Below are 15,853 nucleotides of genomic sequence, written 5' to 3'. Positions count from 1 at the left end.
GTCCTGCCCCGCCGTCCTCCGGAGTGCCCACGTGTCCCGCCCGCCCCTGGCCCCGCTCGCCGACCTCGTCCTCGCCGGTCCGGCGCTGCAGCGTCTCGACGCCGCCGCCCGGTCCGGGGACGAGCCGACGCTGTCCCTCACCGGTCCGGCCGCGCTGCGGCCGTTCGTGGCCACCGCGCTCGTGCGGGCGGGGCGGTCGGCGCTGGTCGTCACCGCCACCACCCGTGAGGCCGAGGAGCTGGTGGCCGAGCTCGGCGACCTGATCGGCACCGAGGTCGTGGCGCTCTACCCCAGCTGGGAGACCCTGCCCCACGAACGCCTCAGCCCCCGCTCCGACACCGTCGGACGCCGCCTGGCCGTGCTGCGCCGGCTGTGCCACCCGGGCACCGACGCCGGCACCGGCCCGCTGCAGGTGGTCGTGGCGCCGGTGCGCTCGGTGCTCCAGCCCCAGGTGAAGGGCCTGGGCGACCTCGCGCCGGTCGAGCTGCACCCCGGCGACGCGATCGGTCTCGACGAGCTCGTGCAGGGCCTGGTCGACGCCGCCTACAGCCGGGTGGACCTGGTGGAGAAGCGCGGGGAGTTCGCGGTGCGCGGCGGCATCGTCGACGTCTTCCCGCCCACCGAGGAGCACCCCCTGCGGGTCGAGCTGTTCGGCGACGACGTCGAGCAGATCCGCTCCTTCTCGGTGGCCGACCAGCGCACGATCGACGAGGTGCCGCGGCTGTGGGCCCCGCCCTGCCGCGAGCTGCTGCTCACCGACGACGTGCGGGCCCGCGCCGCCGAGCTCGGCCGCGCCCACCCACAGCTGCTCGAGCTCACCGACAAGATCGCAGCCGGCATCGCGGTGGAGGGCATGGAGTCGCTGGCGCCGGCCCTGGTGGGGGAGATGGAGCTGCTGGTCGACCTGCTGCCGGCCGACACCCACCTGCTGGTCTGCGACCCCGAGCGGGTGCGCACGCGCGCCGCCGACCTGGTGGCCACCAGCGAGGAGTTCCTGGGCGCCAGCTGGGCGGCCGCCGCCGGCGGCGGCCCGGCGCCCATCGACCTCGGGGCCGCCTCCTACCGCAGCCTCGCCGACGTGCGCGAGCACGTGCTCGCCCGCGGCCAGGCGTGGTGGACCCTCGGCCCCTTCGGCCTGGACCCCGAGTCCGACCGGCCCGCCGGGATCGACGTCGACGTCGACGCCACCCTGCAGGTGGAGGAGGCCCCGGCCTACCGCGGCGACGTCGCCGCGGCGCTCACCGACCTCGCCCGGTGGCGTGCGGAGGGCTACACCGTCGTCGCGGTGCACCCCGGTCACGGCCCCGCCCAGCGCATGGTGGAGGCGCTCGGCGAGCGCGACGAGCCCGCCCGGCTGCTGGAGCCCGACCAGGCGCCCGACCCGCTGGTGGTGAGCGTGACCTGCGGCGCGCTGGGCCACGGCTTCGTCGACGCCGGCGCCCGGATCGCGGTGCTCACCGGCCAGGACGTCTCGGGCCAGCAGGCCTCCACCCGCGACATGCGGCGGATGCCCGCCCGGCGGCGTCGTCAGATCGACCCCCTCGAGCTCAAGGCCGGCGACTTCGTGGTGCACGAGCAGCACGGTGTGGGCCGGTTCGTGGAGATGAAGCAGCGCGAGGTGCAGGGCGCGGTGCGCGAGTACCTCGTGCTCGAGTACGGCGCCAGCAAACGCGGCGCGCCGCCGGACCGGCTCTACGTGCCGGCCGACGCCCTGGACCAGGTGACCCGCTACGTCGGCGGCGAGCAGCCCAGCCTGGACCGCCTCGGCGGCGCGGACTGGACCAAGCGCAAGGCCCGGGCCCGCAAGGCGGTGCGCGAGATCGCCGCCGAGCTGATCAAGCTCTACGCCGCCCGCCAGGCCACCAAGGGCCACGCCTTCGGCCCCGACACGCCCTGGCAGCGCGAGCTCGAGGACGCCTTCCCCTACACCGAGACCCCCGACCAGCTGAGCACGGTCGAGGAGGTCAAGGCCGACATGCGCCAGGTCGTGCCGATGGACCGCCTCATCTGCGGCGACGTCGGCTACGGCAAGACCGAGATCGCGGTGCGGGCCGCCTTCAAGGCCGTGCAGGACGGCAAGCAGGTGGCCGTGCTGGTGCCCACCACGCTGCTGGTCACCCAGCACCTCTCGACCTTCAGCGAGCGGATGAGCGGCTTCCCGGTGGTCATCAAGGCGCTGAGCCGCTTCCAGAGCGACAAGGAGGCCGCCGAGGTGACGGCGGGCCTCGCCGACGGGACCATCGACATCGTCGTGGGCACCCACCGCCTGCTCAACCCCGACATCCGGATCAAGGACCTCGGCCTGATCATCGTCGACGAGGAGCAGCGCTTCGGTGTGGAGCACAAGGAGCAGATGAAGCGGCTGCGCACCTCGGTGGACGTCCTCAGCATGAGCGCCACCCCGATCCCGCGCACCCTGGAGATGTCGATCACCGGCATCCGCGAGATGTCGACGATCACCACCCCGCCCGAGGAGCGCCACCCGGTGCTCACCTACGTCGGCGCCTACGAGGACCGGCAGGTCACGGCCGCGATCCGCCGCGAGCTGCTGCGCGACGGCCAGGTGTTCTACATCCACAACCGCGTGAACTCGATCGAGAAGGCCGCCGGGCGCCTGAAGGAGCTGGTGCCCGAGGCGCGGGTGGCCACCGCCCACGGCCAGATGAACGAGAAGCAGCTCGAGCAGGTGATGCTCGACTTCTGGGAGAAGCGCTTCGACGTGCTGGTGTGCACCACGCTCGTGGAGTCGGGCCTGGACGTCTCCAACGCCAACACCATGATCATCGAGCGGGCCGACACCCTGGGTCTCTCCCAGCTGCACCAGCTGCGCGGCCGGGTGGGGCGCTCGCGCGAGCGCGCCTACGCCTACTTCCTCGACCCGGGGGAGAAGCCGCTCACCGAGACCGCCCACGAGCGCCTGGCCACCCTGGCCCAGCACTCCGACCTCGGCGGCGGCATGGCGATCGCGATGAAGGACCTGGAGATCCGCGGCGCCGGCAACCTGCTGGGCGGCGAGCAGTCGGGCCACATCGCCGACGTCGGCTTCGACCTCTACGTGCGCCTGGTGGGGGAGGCGGTCGCGGAGTTCAAGGGCCAGGACGAGCCCGAGCTCGGCGAGGTGCGCATCGAGCTGCCCGTCGAGGCGCACCTGCCGCACGACTACATCCCCAGCGAGCGGTTGCGCCTGGAGATGTACCGACGCCTGGCCGAGGTGCGCAGCGACGACGACGTCGACGCCATCGCCGAGGAGATGGTCGACCGCTACGGCGAGCCGCCGGTCGAGGTCGTCTCGCTCCAGCTGGTGGCCCGGTTCCGGGCGCGGGCCCGGCAGGCGGGGCTGAAGGAGGTCACGATCGCGGGCCGCAACGTGCGGTTCGCACCCGTGAGCCTGCCCGACTCCCGCGTCGTGCGGCTGCAGCGGATGTACCCCAAGTCGATCGTGAAGACCACGGTCGACACCGTCCTCGTGCCGCGCCCCGGCACCCCGGGTGCGACCGGTCGCCCGCTGGAGGGCATCGCCCTGCTTGAATGGGCCCGCGGTGTGATCGACGCCGTCCTGGATCCGAAGGAGTGAACGTGGGCGCGAAGCTCATCGCCGGGCCCCGCCGGGGTCACCGGTCCCGCCGACCGCTCGGGCTGATGGCCCCGGTCGCCCTGCTGGCCCTGGGTGCGGTCGCGTTCAGCGGCTGCGGCGTCTCCGACGCCACCGCGATCCGGCCCAGTCTTGCCTTCGAGGTCGCGGGCACCTCCTACACCCTCGACGAGGTCAACGACCTGGTCACCGACGCGTGCGCCTACTACGCCACCCTCGCCGAGGACGGCGCGCCGGCCACGGAGGTCACCACCCGCAGCGCGCTGCGGCTCCAGGTCGTGCAGACCCTGGCCGGCGAGGTCGCCGTCAAGGCGCTGCTGGCCGACACCGGCGCCTCGCTCGTGGACGGCTACGACGAGCAGCTGGCCAGCAACGAGCAGGGGCTGGCCACCGTGCCGGAGGCCCAGCGCGACGCCATGCGCACGCTCAGCGAGTCCAGCATCTACAGCCAGGCCGGCACGATCGGCCTCGGTCAGGCGCTGCTCGAGCAGGAGGGCACCGCGCCCGCCACCGACCCCGCCGACCCCACCGCGGCGCTCCAGGCCGGGCAGACCCGCGGCGCGCAGGCGATCGCCGCGTGGTTCACCGACGCCGACGTCGTGCTCAACCCCGTGCTGGGCATCGCGCTCACCGACGGCGCCTTCACCGCCGCCGACACCGGCGTCGCGGTGAAGGTCGGGGAGGACACCCCGGCGGAGGACCTGCCGGCCTCCGAGCGCTGCGGCTGAGATCCCGCCGATGTCGCAGGCCGCGCGCGGACCTGGACCCGGGCCCGCCGACGGCGCGCCCCTGGTCGAGTTCGTCGCGATGATGCGGCGCATGCGCGCCGAGTGCGCCTGGAAGGCCGAGCAGACCCACACCTCCCTGCTGCCCTACCTCGCGGAGGAGGCCGCGGAGGTGGCCGAGGCCGTCGAGGAGGCCGCGGCCGGGGTGCCCGGCGGTGCCGCGCACCTGTGCGAGGAGCTGGGCGACCTGCTGCTGCAGATCTACTTCCACGCCGCGATCGCCGAGGAGCGCGGGGAGTTCACCATCGACGACGTCGCCCGCGGCCTGGCCGAGAAGATGCGACGCCGCAACCCCCACGTCTTCGGCACCGACGCCGAGCGTGCGGCCCTGGTGGGACTCGACGCGGACGCGATCACCGCCCGCTGGGAGGAGATCAAGCGCGCCGAGCGCGCCTGATCCGGGCCCCGGATCAGGATCGGTCGTTATACGACGGCGGGGTGAGGTCCGCCAGGCTCGCGTCGAGTGCGACGCCCTGCTTCACCAGCGCACGCCCCTCGCGCGTGTCGCCGAGATGGATCAGCAGGTAGCCCAGGCGCACGTGCGCGGGGGCGTTGTCGGGGTTCGCGGCGAGCACCGCGCGGTAGTCGGCGACCGCCTGGTCCGGGTCGCTGCTCTCGGTGAGGATCGCCCGGTTGTACAGCGCGGGTTCGAAGGCCGGGTCGCCGTCGAGGGCGGTGGCGTACTCCGCCAGCGCGGTCCGGGCGTCGCCCTCGACCTGGGCCAGGTAGCCGAGGTTGTAGTGGGCCAGCACGTTGGTCGCGTCGATCTCCAGGGCGGCGTCGAAGGACGCACGGGCGGCGTCGACGTCGCCGTCGGCCATGGCGTCCAGGCCCTGCTGCAGCCGGTCGGCGAGCGCCTGCACCTGGGGTGGCACCGCGTCGTCGTCGCCCCCGCCGCAGGCCGTGATGCCGAGCAGGCACAGCACCAGGAGGAGGGGTGCGAGCAGGACGGTCGTGGCCGGTGCGGGGGCCCGGAGGCGGGGAGACACGGCTCCGAGGGTAGGGCACCGCGGTTCCGGTGCGCGGACCTCGGGACGCCGTCGTGGGACCGACCCGCCTAGGCTGGGCGCCCGGCACACAGCCCGGACGTCCGCCCGGTCCCACCCCCGATCCCCACCCCCGATCCCAGGAGCACAGCCAGTGGCCAGCATCGACGCAGTTCACGCCCGCGAGATCCTCGACTCCCGCGGCAACCCCACCGTCGAGGTCGAGGTCGTCCTCGACGACGGCATCGCCGCGCGGGCGGCCGTGCCCTCGGGCGCGTCCACCGGCGCGTTCGAGGCCGTGGAGCTGCGCGACGGCGGCGACCGCTACCTCGGCAAGGGCGTGGAGAAGGCCGTGGAGGCCGTGCTGCACCGCATCGCGCCCGCCATCGAGGGCCTGCCCGCCGACGAGCAGCGCCTGGTCGACCAGACCATGCTCGAGCTCGACGGCACCCCGAACAAGGCCGAGCTGGGCGCCAACGCGATCCTCGGCGTCTCCCTGGCCGTCGCCCGCGCCGCCGCGGACTCCGCCGACCTGCCGCTCTACCGCTACGTCGGCGGCCCCAACGCCCACGTGCTGCCGGTGCCGATGATGAACATCCTCAACGGCGGGGCGCACGCCGACACCAACGTCGACATCCAGGAGTTCATGATCGCCCCGATCGGCGCCCCCACCTTCCGGGAGGCGCTGCGCACGGGTGCGGAGGTCTACCACGCGCTGAAGTCGGTGCTGAAGGCCCGCGGGCTGGCCACCGGCGTCGGCGACGAGGGCGGCTTCGCCCCCGACCTCACCTCCAACCGGGCCGCGCTCGACCTCATCGCCGAGGCGATCGAGAAGGCCGGCCTGAGCCTCGGCACCGACGTCGTGCTCGCCCTCGACGTGGCCGCCACCGAGTTCTGCACCGACGGGCTGTACACCTTCGAGGGCGCGCAGAAGACCGCCGCCGAGATGACCGCCTACTACGACGAGCTGGTCTCGGCCTACCCGATCGTCTCGATCGAGGACCCGCTGGACGAGGACGACTGGGAGGGCTGGAAGGCCATCACCGACCGCCTCGGCAGCCGCACCCAGCTCGTGGGCGACGACCTGTTCGTGACCAACGTCGAGCGCCTGCAGCGCGGCATCACCGGGGGCCAGGCCAACGCCCTGCTGGTGAAGGTCAACCAGATCGGCTCGCTCACCGAGACCCTCGACTCCGTCGACCTCGCCCACCGCAACGGCTACCGCTGCATGATGAGCCACCGCTCGGGCGAGACCGAGGACGTCACGATCGCCGACCTCGCCGTGGCCACCAACTGCGGCCAGATCAAGACCGGTGCCCCCGCCCGCTCCGAGCGCGTGGCGAAGTACAACCAGCTGCTGCGCATCGAGGAGGACCTCGGCGACGCCGCCCGCTACGCCGGAGCCGCCGCCTTCCCGCGTTTCCAGCGCTGATCCCGGGCCCGGACGGGGGAGGATGACCCCATGCCTTCCCCGTCCGGACCGTCTGCGCGCCGTGGCGCCGGCCAGGCCGGTCGCCCGCGCAGCCACCCCCGCAGCAGCACCCGCTCCTCGGCCCGGCCCACCGACCGCTCCAGCCGACCCGGCCGCCCCGACCGTCCGGAGGGGCCCGCCCGTTCCGGTGCGACGCCGGGCGGTGCGCGGCCCCGCAGCGCGGCCCGCGCCGAGCGGGCCGACCGCAGCCGGTCCTCGGCCGCCGGCCGCGAGCAGGCCCGCCGCGACGCGCGCGCCCGGGCGCAGGCCGAGCGCGAGCGGGCCCACCGCAGCCGCGTCACCAGCCGGGCCGTCGTGCTCGTCGTGGTGCTGGCCGTGCTGGCGGTCTCCTACTCCTCGATGCTGCGCGCCTACCTCCAGCAGCGGGCGCACCTGCAGGAGCTGCAGCGCAGCATCGACGCCGACACCGCGCTGATCGCCGAGCGCGAGCGCGAGATCGAGCGCCGCAAGGACCCCGCCTTCATCGAGCAGCAGGGCCGGGCGCTGGGGCTCGTCGCGCCCGGCGAGATCCCGTTCGTCGCCCTGCGCGACGGCGCGCCGCTGGAGCCCGAGGCGGTGCTCGACCCGCCGTCCTCGCGCAGCACCGTGCCGCCGGCCTGGTGGGACGCCGCGTGGGCCTCGGTGGAGGTCGCCGGCGACCCGCCGCGCCGCACCGACCCGCCCCCCGCCCTGAAGATCACCGACCCCGAGGGCGCCCCCGACGACGGCGACGACGCCGACGCGGGATGATGCGGGGCGTGAACCCTCCTCCCGTCGCCGAGCCCATGGACGCCCACGACGAGGCCGTGATCGCCGCCCAGCTCAAGCGCCCGCCGCGCGGCGTGGCCGGGATCGCGCACCGCTGCCCGTGCGGCAACCCCGACGTCGTGGCCACCGAGCCCCGGCTGCCCGACGGCACGCCGTTCCCGACCACCTACTACCTCACCTGTCCCCGGGCGGCGTCGCTGATCGGCACGCTGGAGGCCGACGGCGTGATGCGCACGATGCAGGCCCGCCTGGGCGAGGACGCCGAGCTGGCGGCGGCCTACCGCGCCGCCCACGAGCACTACCTGGCGGCCCGGGCCGCGCTCGGGGAGGTGCCCGAGATCGAGGGTGTCTCCGCCGGCGGCATGCCGGACCGGGTGAAGTGCCTGCACGTGCTGGCCGGCCATGCCCTCGCCGCGGGCCCGGGGGTCAACCCGCTCGGAGACGAGGTGCTGGCCACCCTCGGTGAGTTCTGGGCCAAGGGGCCGTGCGCCACGGCGGAGGAGCCGGCATGACGGCGACCCCGGCGACCCCGGTGGGCGGGGGACAGGTCGCGGCCATCGACTGCGGCACCAACACCGTCAAGCTCCTCATCACCGGCCCGGCCGGCGAGCAGGTGCGCGAGATGCGGATGGTGCGGCTGGGCGAGGGCGTCGACCGCACCGGTCGGCTGGCCCCCGCCGCCCTGGCGCGCACCTTCATGGCGCTGGAGGAGTACGCCGCGCTCATCGCCGCCCACGACGTGCGGCGGGTGCGGTTCTGTGCCACCTCCGCCAGCCGCGACGCCGAGAACGCCGCGGAGTTCGTCGCGGGCGTGCGGGCGCGGCTGGGCTGCGAGCCCGAGGTCGTGAGCGGGGAGGAGGAGGCGTCGCTCGCCTTCGGCGGTGCCGTGGCGGCCCTCGCCGGTGCCCCGGAGCCGCTCGTGGTCATGGACGTCGGCGGTGGCCGCACCGAGCTCATCGCCGGCACCGCCACCCCGGTGCCGACCCCCACCGCCGCGCACTCCATGGACATCGGCTCGGTGCGGCTCACCGAGCGCCACCTGCTCTCCGACCCCGCCACCCCGGCCGAGCAGGCCGCGCTGCTCGCCGACGTCGACGCCGCCCTCGACGCGTGCCCGGTCGATCCCGCAGGCGCCGCGACCCTGGTGGGCGTGGCCGGCACCGTGACCACCCTGGCCGCCGGCGTGCTCGGGCTCACCGAGTACGACCGCGACGCCCTGCACCGCGCCCGCCTGGCCACCGACGACGTCGTGGCGCTGGTCGAGCGGCTGGCTGCGATGCCGGTGGCCGAGCGGCGTCACCTGCCGTGGCTCCACCCGGGTCGCGCCGACGTCATCGTGGCCGGCGGCCTCATCGTCACCCGGGTGCTGGAGCGCGCCGGCGCGGCGGAGCTGGTGGTCTCCGAGTGCGACATCCTCGACGGCATCGCCGCCTCGATGCTCCCTGGGCTCCCCGGGCTCCCCGGGCTCCCCGGCTGAGGGGGCGGGGGATGGTGCTCCCGGAGCCGGTGCGGATCGAGCGGCTCGCCCGCCTGGACGCCCAGATCGCGCGCTGTCGGCGCTGTCCGCGGCTGGTGTCGTGGCGCGAGCAGGTCGCGCGTGAGAAGCGCGCCTCCTACGCGGAGGAGGAGTACTGGGGCCGGGGGGTGCCGGCGTTCGGCTCCGCCACGCCGTCGGTGCTGATCGTCGGTCTCGCGCCCGCCGCCCACGGCGCCAACCGGACGGGGCGGATGTTCACCGGCGACCGGTCCGGGGACTGGCTCTACGCCTCGCTGCACCGGGTGGGGCTGGCCTCCCAGCCCACGAGCACCCGTCGCGGCGACGGGCTGGCGCTGCACGGCACCCGCATCACCGCGGCCGTGCACTGCGCCCCGCCGGACAACAAGCCCACCACCGAGGAGAAGCGCACCTGCGGCACCTGGCTGGACCGCGAGCTGGCGCTGGTGGCCCCCACGGTGCGCACCGTGGTGGCGCTCGGCTCCATCGGCTGGGACGCCGTGCTCGGAGCCGTGCGCGAGGCCGGATGGGAGGTGCCGCGCCCCAAACCGCGCTTCGGCCACGGTGCCGAGGCGGTGCTCGGCGGCCCGCACGGGGAGGTGCTGCTGCTGGGCAGCTACCACCCCAGCCAGCAGAACACCTTCACCGGTCGGCTCACCGAACCGATGCTGGACGACGTGCTCGGTCGGGCCGCTGCCAGAATGCAGCCGTGACCGACGCACCTGCCGACCACCTCCACGCCATCACCGTCCTGGGCCACGACCGGCCCGGCATCATCGCCGAGGCGACCCAGCGCCTCGCCGGACTCGGGCTCAACCTCGAGGACTCCACGATGACCCTGCTGCGGGGCCACTTCGCGATGATGCTCATCTGCGCCGGCGAGGCCTCGCAGGGCGAGATCGAGGCGGCCCTGGCCCCGCTCACCGCCGACGGCACCCTCGACGTCACCGTGCGGGAGGTGCCCGCCGAGCGGGCTGACGCCGTCGCCGGCTCGCCGTGGGTGCTCACCGTGCACGGCGGCGACCGCGCCGGCATCGTGTCCGCCGTCATCGCCGAGGTCGCCCGGGTGGGCGGCAACGTCACCGACCTCACCACCCGGCTGGCCGGCGAGCTGTACCTGCTGATCGCCGAGCTCGACCTGCCCACCGGCGCCGACCCCGCCGTCGTGGAGGCCGCGATCGGGGCGGCCGCCCGCGCCCTGGGCGTGCAGGCCACGCTGCGCCCGGCGGAGGCCGACGAGCTGTGAGCGATCCGCAGTCCTCGTCGGTCGACCCCCGGGTGCGTGACTGGACCGAGGCCGAGCTCGGCGTCGAGGGGCGGGTGCTCGACGTCGTCCGGGCACCGGCCGCGGTGCTGTCCACCCCGGGCGAGAAGGTCGACCCCACCGCGTCGGAGGTCGTGCAGCTGGCCGCCGACCTCGTGGCCACGATGCGGGTCAGCCCCGGCTGCGTCGGGCTCGCCGCGCCCCAGGTGGGGGTGGGGGTGCAGGTGTTCTGCGTCGACGTCGCCGCCCACCCCAAGACCCGCGACCACCACGGCACCTTCGTGCTGTGCAACGCCGAGGTGGTGGAGTCCAGCCGCAACGAGCGCGCCCGCGAGGGCTGCATGAGCGTGCCCGACCTCACCGGCGACGTGAAGCGCGCCTCCCGCGTCGTCGTGCGCGGGCAGCTGCCCGGCACCGGCGAGGAGGTCGTGCTCCACGCCAACGCCTTCGAGGCCCGCGCCCTGCAGCACGAGATCGACCACTGCGCCGGACTGCTGTTCCTCGACCGCGTGGCGGGCGCCCACGCCATCCACGCCCGCCAGACCTACCTCTAGGTCACCCTGGGTCCTCACTCCTCCCGGCCCGCCCGGGAGCCCCGCCCCCGTATCCCAATCGGCAGAGGAAGGCGTCTTAAAAACGCTGCAGTGTGGGTTCGAGTCCCACCGGGGGCACGCGGTGGTCCGTCGGGACCGCGTCAGCGGCAGGTGGTGGGCACCCGCCGGTCCTCCAGCCGCGCCTGCACGAACGCGAGGGCGTCGGCGGAGAACCGGGTGATGGCGCCGTAGTGGTCCAGGCCGGTGTACTCGTGGAACTGGGTGCGGGTGCCGCGGGCGCAGTACGACGCCGCCAGCCGGCGGGTGTCGCGGGCGATCATGACGCCGTCGCCGCGGCCGTCGTAGTTCCCGACGCCCAGCAGCACGGGATGGTCGGGGGCGGTGCGCCCCATGGTCACCGTGGCCAGCATCCGGCGCAGCACCGGGATCGCGTAGGGGTCGCGGGCCTTGAACAGGTCCGTCATCCCGTAGACCCCCACCGGGTTGAGGCAGCCGCGGCCGGCGTCGGCGAACTCGGTGCGCCCGAGCGGGGTGAGGTGGGGACGCAGGTCCACCCCGAAGCCGCGCGCGAGGCCGACCAGGGCGTAGGGAAGCGTGCCGGTCCAGGTGGGCGAGCCGTCGATGTAGCGCAGCGTGTGGGCCAGGCTCACCGGCGGTCCGCCCACGGCGGTGCCCACGAGGTCGAGCTCGGGGGCGTAGCGTGCGGCCTGCTCGGCGGCGAACGCCGAGGCGATCGCCCCGCCGGAGTACCCGACCATCGCGACCCGCGTGCGCGCCGGCCTCGCGTCGAGGCGGTGCAGCGCCGCGCGGATGCCGTCCAGGGTGGCGCGGCCCGAGCCCTGCCCGGCGGTGTAGTGGTGCTCGGTGGTCTCGTAGTCGGCGGTCACCACGGTGTAGCCCAGGGAGAGGTAGGACGTCAGGAGCGCGGCGTCGATCACCCCCGAGGCCAGGGGCGGGGTGCCGCCCTGGAGGTAGTACGACGGCGCGCAACGGCCGGCCAGGCCGTCGTAGAACGTCTGGTACGACACCAGCCGGTGGGCGCGGGCCGCCCGCGGCCGGATGATCGTGGCGACGGCCAGCGCGGGCCGCCCGATCTGGTCGGTGGTGCGGTAGAGCACCTGGGTCGCGGTGACGCCGGTCGGCACGAGCGTCAGCGCCGCCAACGTCACGCGGCGCGACCGCAGGATCGTGCCCGGCGCCAGGCCGCGCAGGTCGCGTCCGGAGCGGTAGAAGGGGTCGGTGTCGGGGTTCGTGGCGCCGACCCGCGGCGCGGTGCGCACCTCGCCCTCGGTGGTGCGCAGGTCCGGGAGGCTGCTGAGCCCGAGCACCAGCAGCAGGGTGGCCAGGCCGATCGGACCGGTGATCGGCAGGGCGTGGCGCCACCGACGTCGTCGTCCACGGGCCGGGTTGGTGGGGTGGGTGGTGCGGAGAAGCCGGGGGAGCGTGGGGCGCATCGCGGGTCCTGTCGGTGCGGTGGGCCCGACGGTGGGGGAGCGGGCTGCCGGTTCAACGACGCGACGTGACGGAGGTCACGCCCGTGCGCCCGGGGCTGTCCGGCTCAGCGGCCGCCGTCCCAGATGCCCATCTTGCGGCCCAGCTCGTCGGCGAGCTCGCCGGCGTAGAGCGCGGAGATGTGGCCGCGGTCGCGGTAGGGCAGCACGTCGCCGATGACCGCGGGGCACTGGTCCTCGAAGCACAGCCAGGGCCGCGGGTCCACGACGTCGACCCCGGCCTCCTCGGCGGCGCGCTGGGAGGCGTCGCTGTCGACCTCCTGCTCGGGCATCGGGGTGAACATGCACTCGCGCAGTCCCTTGCCGGAGGCCAGGCAGTCGGGGGCGGCGACCTCGGCCTTGGGCACGTCGCGGATCAGCACGACGCGGTCGGCCGCCTGCTCCAGCCGCTCGAAGGTGGTCACGAAGCCGGCCTCGGTGGCCTCGACCCGGCCCGGGTCGGACTGCCCCAGCCGGGCGCCGTCGGGCAGGAAGATGCCGGGGTTGGGTCCGCTGGTCGACACCACGGCGAGGTCGGGTTGCAGGGCCTCGATCTGCTCGAAGGCCCACTCCCGCCAGTCCAGGCAGTCGGTCCAGGGCTCGTTGCGGGTGGCCGGCTCGACGTCGCTCACCACGAGCGAGGCCGCGGTGCAGTTGGGCTTGACGAAGTAGTAGGTGCGGTAGCCCACGGCCTGCGCGATCCGCTCGAACGCCGGGATCCACATCCGGCCGTGGGAGTTGCCCAGCACCACCAGCGTGCGGTCGGCGTCGGTGTCGCCGCGGGGGCAGAGCTCGCGCACCGTGCCGTCGGTGTAGTCGCACGCGCCGACGTCGGGCACGTCGTCGCCGATCCCGATCAGGGGCGGGCGCAGGGTCGAGGGCACCTCGTGACCCGCGCGGGCGGCGATGACCGAGGCCTGCACGAGGGCGATGGTGTCGTTCTTGCTCAGGCGCACGTCGGGCTCGGCGCGCGCGTCGGCGACGGTGATCGTGGTGCCGTCGCCGATGAGCGCGGCCTCGGCGAGCTGCCGCGCGCCGATCGCGCCAGCCACGACCAGCGCGATCGTGACCGGGTACAGCGCCAGCGCCCGGGGACGCGGCAGCCGACGCGCCTCGCGCAGCGGGGTCTCGACGTAGCGGTAGGTGAGCATCGAGAGCACGAACGCCAGCGCCACGAGTCCGGCCGACTCCACCGGGGAGAGGGTCGCGCCGGTCATCGTCGGCAGGATCAGCAGCGGCCAGTGCCACAGGTAGAGCGAGTAGGACAGGTCGCCCACCCACTGCATCGGGCGCACCCCGAGCATCCGGATCGGCCAGGGCTCGCGCTCGTGCCGACCCGCGCCCGCCAACAGCACCAGCGCCGATCCCAGCACGGGGGCCAGGGCGGCGACGCCGGGGAAGGCCGTCGTCTCGTCGAAGGCCACGCAGGCGTAGCCGATGAGCGTGAGCCCGACCAGCGCCAGGGCGCCCCGGGCCGGCGCGCCGAGCCGGCCCGCCACGGCGGTGGCGACCAGCGCGGTGATCGCTCCCAGGCCCAGCTCCCAGGCCCGCGCCGGGGTGGAGAAGTAGGACGCCGTCGGGTCGGCCTGGGTGTGCAGCACGCCGTAGGCGAAGGAGGCGGCGGTGACGGCGGCCAGCACCCAGAACAGGGTCAGCCGGGGCAGGGCCTCGCGGCGTCGGGCGCCGGCGTCGCGGCGCGCGGTGGCCCGGCGTCGGGCGAGCACGACCACCAGCAGGAGCAGCAGCGGCCACACGAGGTAGAACTGCTCCTCCACCGACAGCGACCAGTAGTGCTGGAGCGGCGAGGGCCCCTGGTCGGCGGCGAAGTAGTCGGTGCCGACCGCGGCGAAGCGGATGTTGGCGGCGAAGAACGTGGCCCAGACGGCGTCCTTGGTCGCCTCGATCGTGTCGAGCGCGCTCGCCCACACCAGGGCGCCCGCGAGGGTCGCGAGCACCACCACGGTGGCGGCCGGCAGGATCCGGCGGGCGCGGCGGGCGTAGAACTCCGCCAGCGAGACCCGCCCGGAGCGCTCCACCTCGCGGTAGAGCAGCTGGGAGATGAGGAAGCCCGAGATCACGAAGAACACGTCCACCCCGACGAACCCGCCGGGCAGCCACGTGAGGCCGGCGTGGCCCGCGACGACGGTGAGCACCGCGATCGCGCGCAGGCCCTGGATGTCGCCGCGCAGCCCCGGCCGGGGGGACCCGGACGCCGTGGCGGAGGTGCGATCGGGTCGCGAGGTCACCGGGCCGGCTCCTTCCTCGCGACGTCCGTGGGCCGTGCCCGAGGGTAGCAACGGGGTCGATGAGACCGGCCTCACGCCGCGGTGAGCCGCCCCCGGCGTCCTCCGGGAACTCTCGCGGGTGCCCGGTCGTTGCACGGGGTAGAGGACATCCAGCAGGGTGGACTCTCACCCGCACCACCTACCGTCCTCCAAGGAGGAGACCATGCAGAGCAACAACCCGGTGTTCCGCCGCTCGGAGGAGTTCAACCGGGCCGGCGTCGGTTACGGGCAGGCCCAGGCCCCCTACGGCCAGCCGGGCTACGGCGACCCGGGCCAGCAGGCCTGGGGCGCGCCGGCCCCGATGGGCTACGACGCCGTGCGCCGCGGCGGTCGGATGACGATCGACACGGTCGTGCAGTCCACCGCCATCACGCTGGCCGTCGTCGTGGCCTTCGCCTTCGCGACCTGGATCATCACCCCCGACATCTCCGTGACCGGGGCCGAGTTCGGCACGCTGTTCGCGGCCATGACGATCGGCTCGATCGGTGCCTTCGCGCTATCGATGGTGAACTCGTTCAAGCGGGTCGCCAGCCCGGCCCTCGTGCTCGCCTTCGCCGCCTTCGAGGGTGTCGCGCTCGGTGCGCTGAGCAAGTTCTTCGACTCCTACTTCGGCGACGGCATCGTCGTCCAGGCCGTCATCGGCACCTTCGCCGCCTTCGGCGGCACCCTGGCCGCCTACAAGTTCTTCGACATCCAGGTCGGCCAGAAGTTCCGCACCTTCGTCATCGCCGCCATGTTCGGCATGGTCGCGCTGAGCCTGATGGAGCTGATGCTCGGCCTCTTCGGCAGTTCCTTCGGCCTCTTCGGCTTCGGTGGGCTCGGCATGGTCACCGCCATCGCCGGTCTGGCCCTCGGTGTGTTCATGCTGATCCTCGACTTCGACTTCGTCGAGCAGGGCATCCGCAACGGCCTGCCGGAGAACGAGTCGTGGCGCGCGTCGTTCGCCATGACCGTCAGCCTGGTCTGGATCTACACCAACCTGCTGCGCCTGCTGGCCATCCTCCAGCAGGACTGACCGGTCCCGCGCCGGCACGCCCGGCGCCCACCACCCCGCCCCGCGCCCGTCCGGGTGCGCGGGCCGAGGTCCGTCCTGGGGGCACTGTTGTCCGTCGTCACAAGCAATCGGCAGGCGATTCGGCCGAAGACGCCTGCCGATTGCTTGT

The 15,853-nt window shown here is 74.3% G+C and carries 14 protein-coding genes and 1 tRNA gene; 12 read left to right on the top strand and 3 right to left on the bottom strand.

The features are described 5' to 3' along the window. The first annotated feature begins 31 nt into the window (after positions 1-31). Genes mfd through ACERUJ_RS04765 form a run of 3 tightly spaced genes read left to right on the top strand, consistent with a single transcriptional unit; the run spans position 32 to position 4,774 of the window. Entirely contained in the window at positions 32-3,574 is a 3,543-nt protein-coding gene (gene mfd, locus ACERUJ_RS04775; protein ID WP_370247308.1) for a transcription-repair coupling factor, read from the top strand. A 2-nt stretch (positions 3,575-3,576) separates the two neighbouring features. Continuing rightward, entirely contained in the window at positions 3,577-4,320 is a 744-nt protein-coding gene (locus tag ACERUJ_RS04770) for a hypothetical protein (protein WP_370247307.1), read from the top strand. A gap of 10 nt (positions 4,321-4,330) precedes the next feature. Continuing rightward, positions 4,331-4,774, top strand: coding sequence for a MazG nucleotide pyrophosphohydrolase domain-containing protein (locus ACERUJ_RS04765; RefSeq protein ID WP_370247306.1), 444 nt, complete (start codon positions 4,331-4,333; stop codon positions 4,772-4,774). A 13-nt stretch (positions 4,775-4,787) separates the two neighbouring features. On the opposite strand, the gene ACERUJ_RS04760 is transcribed toward ACERUJ_RS04765, so the two are convergent. Beyond that, positions 4,788-5,366: a tetratricopeptide repeat protein gene (locus ACERUJ_RS04760; protein ID WP_370247305.1), complete on the bottom strand. Its 579-nt coding sequence runs from the start codon at positions 5,364-5,366 to the stop codon at positions 4,788-4,790. A gap of 151 nt (positions 5,367-5,517) precedes the next feature. On the opposite strand from ACERUJ_RS04760, the gene eno reads away from it, so the two are divergent. The 8 genes from eno to ACERUJ_RS04720 all read left to right on the top strand — a co-directional run bounded on the left by eno (position 5,518) and on the right by ACERUJ_RS04720 (position 11,032). Beyond that, positions 5,518-6,795, top strand: a complete 1,278-nt coding sequence (eno, locus tag ACERUJ_RS04755) for a phosphopyruvate hydratase (protein WP_370247304.1) — start codon at positions 5,518-5,520, stop codon at positions 6,793-6,795. 30 nt (positions 6,796-6,825) lie between these two features. Then, a complete protein-coding gene (locus ACERUJ_RS04750) occupies positions 6,826-7,584 on the top strand; it encodes a septum formation initiator family protein (protein WP_370247303.1) in 759 nt (252 codons plus the stop codon). 35 nt (positions 7,585-7,619) lie between these two features. Next, positions 7,620-8,114, top strand: coding sequence for a DUF501 domain-containing protein (locus ACERUJ_RS04745; RefSeq protein ID WP_370247339.1), 495 nt, complete (start codon positions 7,620-7,622; stop codon positions 8,112-8,114). After that, the gene (locus tag ACERUJ_RS04740; RefSeq protein WP_370247302.1) at positions 8,111-9,079 is read left to right on the top strand and encodes an exopolyphosphatase; all 969 of its coding nucleotides are present in this window, start codon (positions 8,111-8,113) and stop codon (positions 9,077-9,079) included. The genes ACERUJ_RS04745 and ACERUJ_RS04740 overlap by 4 nt, the downstream gene beginning before the upstream one ends. Before the next feature lie 11 nt (positions 9,080-9,090). Further along, a complete protein-coding gene (locus ACERUJ_RS04735) occupies positions 9,091-9,810 on the top strand; it encodes a uracil-DNA glycosylase (protein WP_370247301.1) in 720 nt (239 codons plus the stop codon). After that, positions 9,807-10,343 carry a glycine cleavage system protein R gene (locus ACERUJ_RS04730; RefSeq protein WP_370247300.1) on the top strand — a complete coding sequence of 179 codons (537 nt, stop codon included), beginning with the start codon at positions 9,807-9,809 and terminating at the stop codon, positions 10,341-10,343. The genes ACERUJ_RS04735 and ACERUJ_RS04730 overlap by 4 nt, the downstream gene beginning before the upstream one ends. Continuing rightward, positions 10,340-10,915 (top strand): peptide deformylase, encoded by a 576-nt coding sequence (gene def, locus ACERUJ_RS04725; RefSeq protein ID WP_370247299.1) that lies wholly within the window; start codon positions 10,340-10,342, stop codon positions 10,913-10,915. The genes ACERUJ_RS04730 and def overlap by 4 nt, the downstream gene beginning before the upstream one ends. Positions 10,916-10,958: 43 nt before the next feature. Next, positions 10,959-11,032: transfer RNA gene (locus ACERUJ_RS04720), tRNA-Leu, on the top strand. 23 nt (positions 11,033-11,055) lie between these two features. On the opposite strand, the gene ACERUJ_RS04715 is transcribed toward ACERUJ_RS04720, so the two are convergent. Both ACERUJ_RS04715 and ACERUJ_RS04710 read right to left on the bottom strand, forming a co-directional pair. Then, entirely contained in the window at positions 11,056-12,369 is a 1,314-nt protein-coding gene (locus ACERUJ_RS04715) for a lipase family protein (protein WP_370247298.1), read from the bottom strand. 104 nt (positions 12,370-12,473) lie between these two features. Further along, on the bottom strand, positions 12,474-14,651 hold the full coding sequence (locus tag ACERUJ_RS04710; protein ID WP_370247297.1) for an acyltransferase family protein: 2,178 nt from the start codon (positions 14,649-14,651) through the stop codon (positions 12,474-12,476). A 202-nt stretch (positions 14,652-14,853) separates the two neighbouring features. Between ACERUJ_RS04710 and ACERUJ_RS04705 the strand changes: the two genes are divergently transcribed. Continuing rightward, on the top strand, positions 14,854-15,705 hold the full coding sequence (locus tag ACERUJ_RS04705) for a Bax inhibitor-1/YccA family protein (RefSeq protein WP_370247296.1): 852 nt from the start codon (positions 14,854-14,856) through the stop codon (positions 15,703-15,705). Positions 15,706-15,853: the final 148 nt, after the last annotated feature.

The organism is Nocardioides sp., assembly GCF_964228225.1.
Taxonomy (GTDB): Bacteria; Actinomycetota; Actinomycetes; order Propionibacteriales; family Nocardioidaceae; genus Nocardioides.
Note: the sequence above shows the minus strand (reverse complement) of the source record. Positions and strands in the feature narration are given on the sequence as shown.

Bases quoted from the DNA above. Each gene is read 5' to 3' on its own strand.
- ACERUJ_RS04745 (WP_370247339.1), top strand. From the start codon at position 7,620: ATGGACGCCCACGACGAGGCCGTGATCGCCGCCCAGCTCAAGCGCCCG.
- ACERUJ_RS04740 (WP_370247302.1), top strand. From the start codon at position 8,111: ATGACGGCGACCCCGGCGACCCCGGTGGGCGGGGGACAGGTCGCGGCC.
- ACERUJ_RS04765 (WP_370247306.1), top strand. From the start codon at position 4,331: ATGTCGCAGGCCGCGCGCGGACCTGGACCCGGGCCCGCCGACGGCGCG.
- ACERUJ_RS04715 (WP_370247298.1), bottom strand. From the start codon at position 12,369: ATGCGCCCCACGCTCCCCCGGCTTCTCCGCACCACCCACCCCACCAAC.
- ACERUJ_RS04750 (WP_370247303.1), top strand. From the start codon at position 6,826: ATGCCTTCCCCGTCCGGACCGTCTGCGCGCCGTGGCGCCGGCCAGGCC.
- ACERUJ_RS04705 (WP_370247296.1), top strand. From the start codon at position 14,854: ATGCAGAGCAACAACCCGGTGTTCCGCCGCTCGGAGGAGTTCAACCGG.
- ACERUJ_RS04735 (WP_370247301.1), top strand. From the start codon at position 9,091: ATGGTGCTCCCGGAGCCGGTGCGGATCGAGCGGCTCGCCCGCCTGGAC.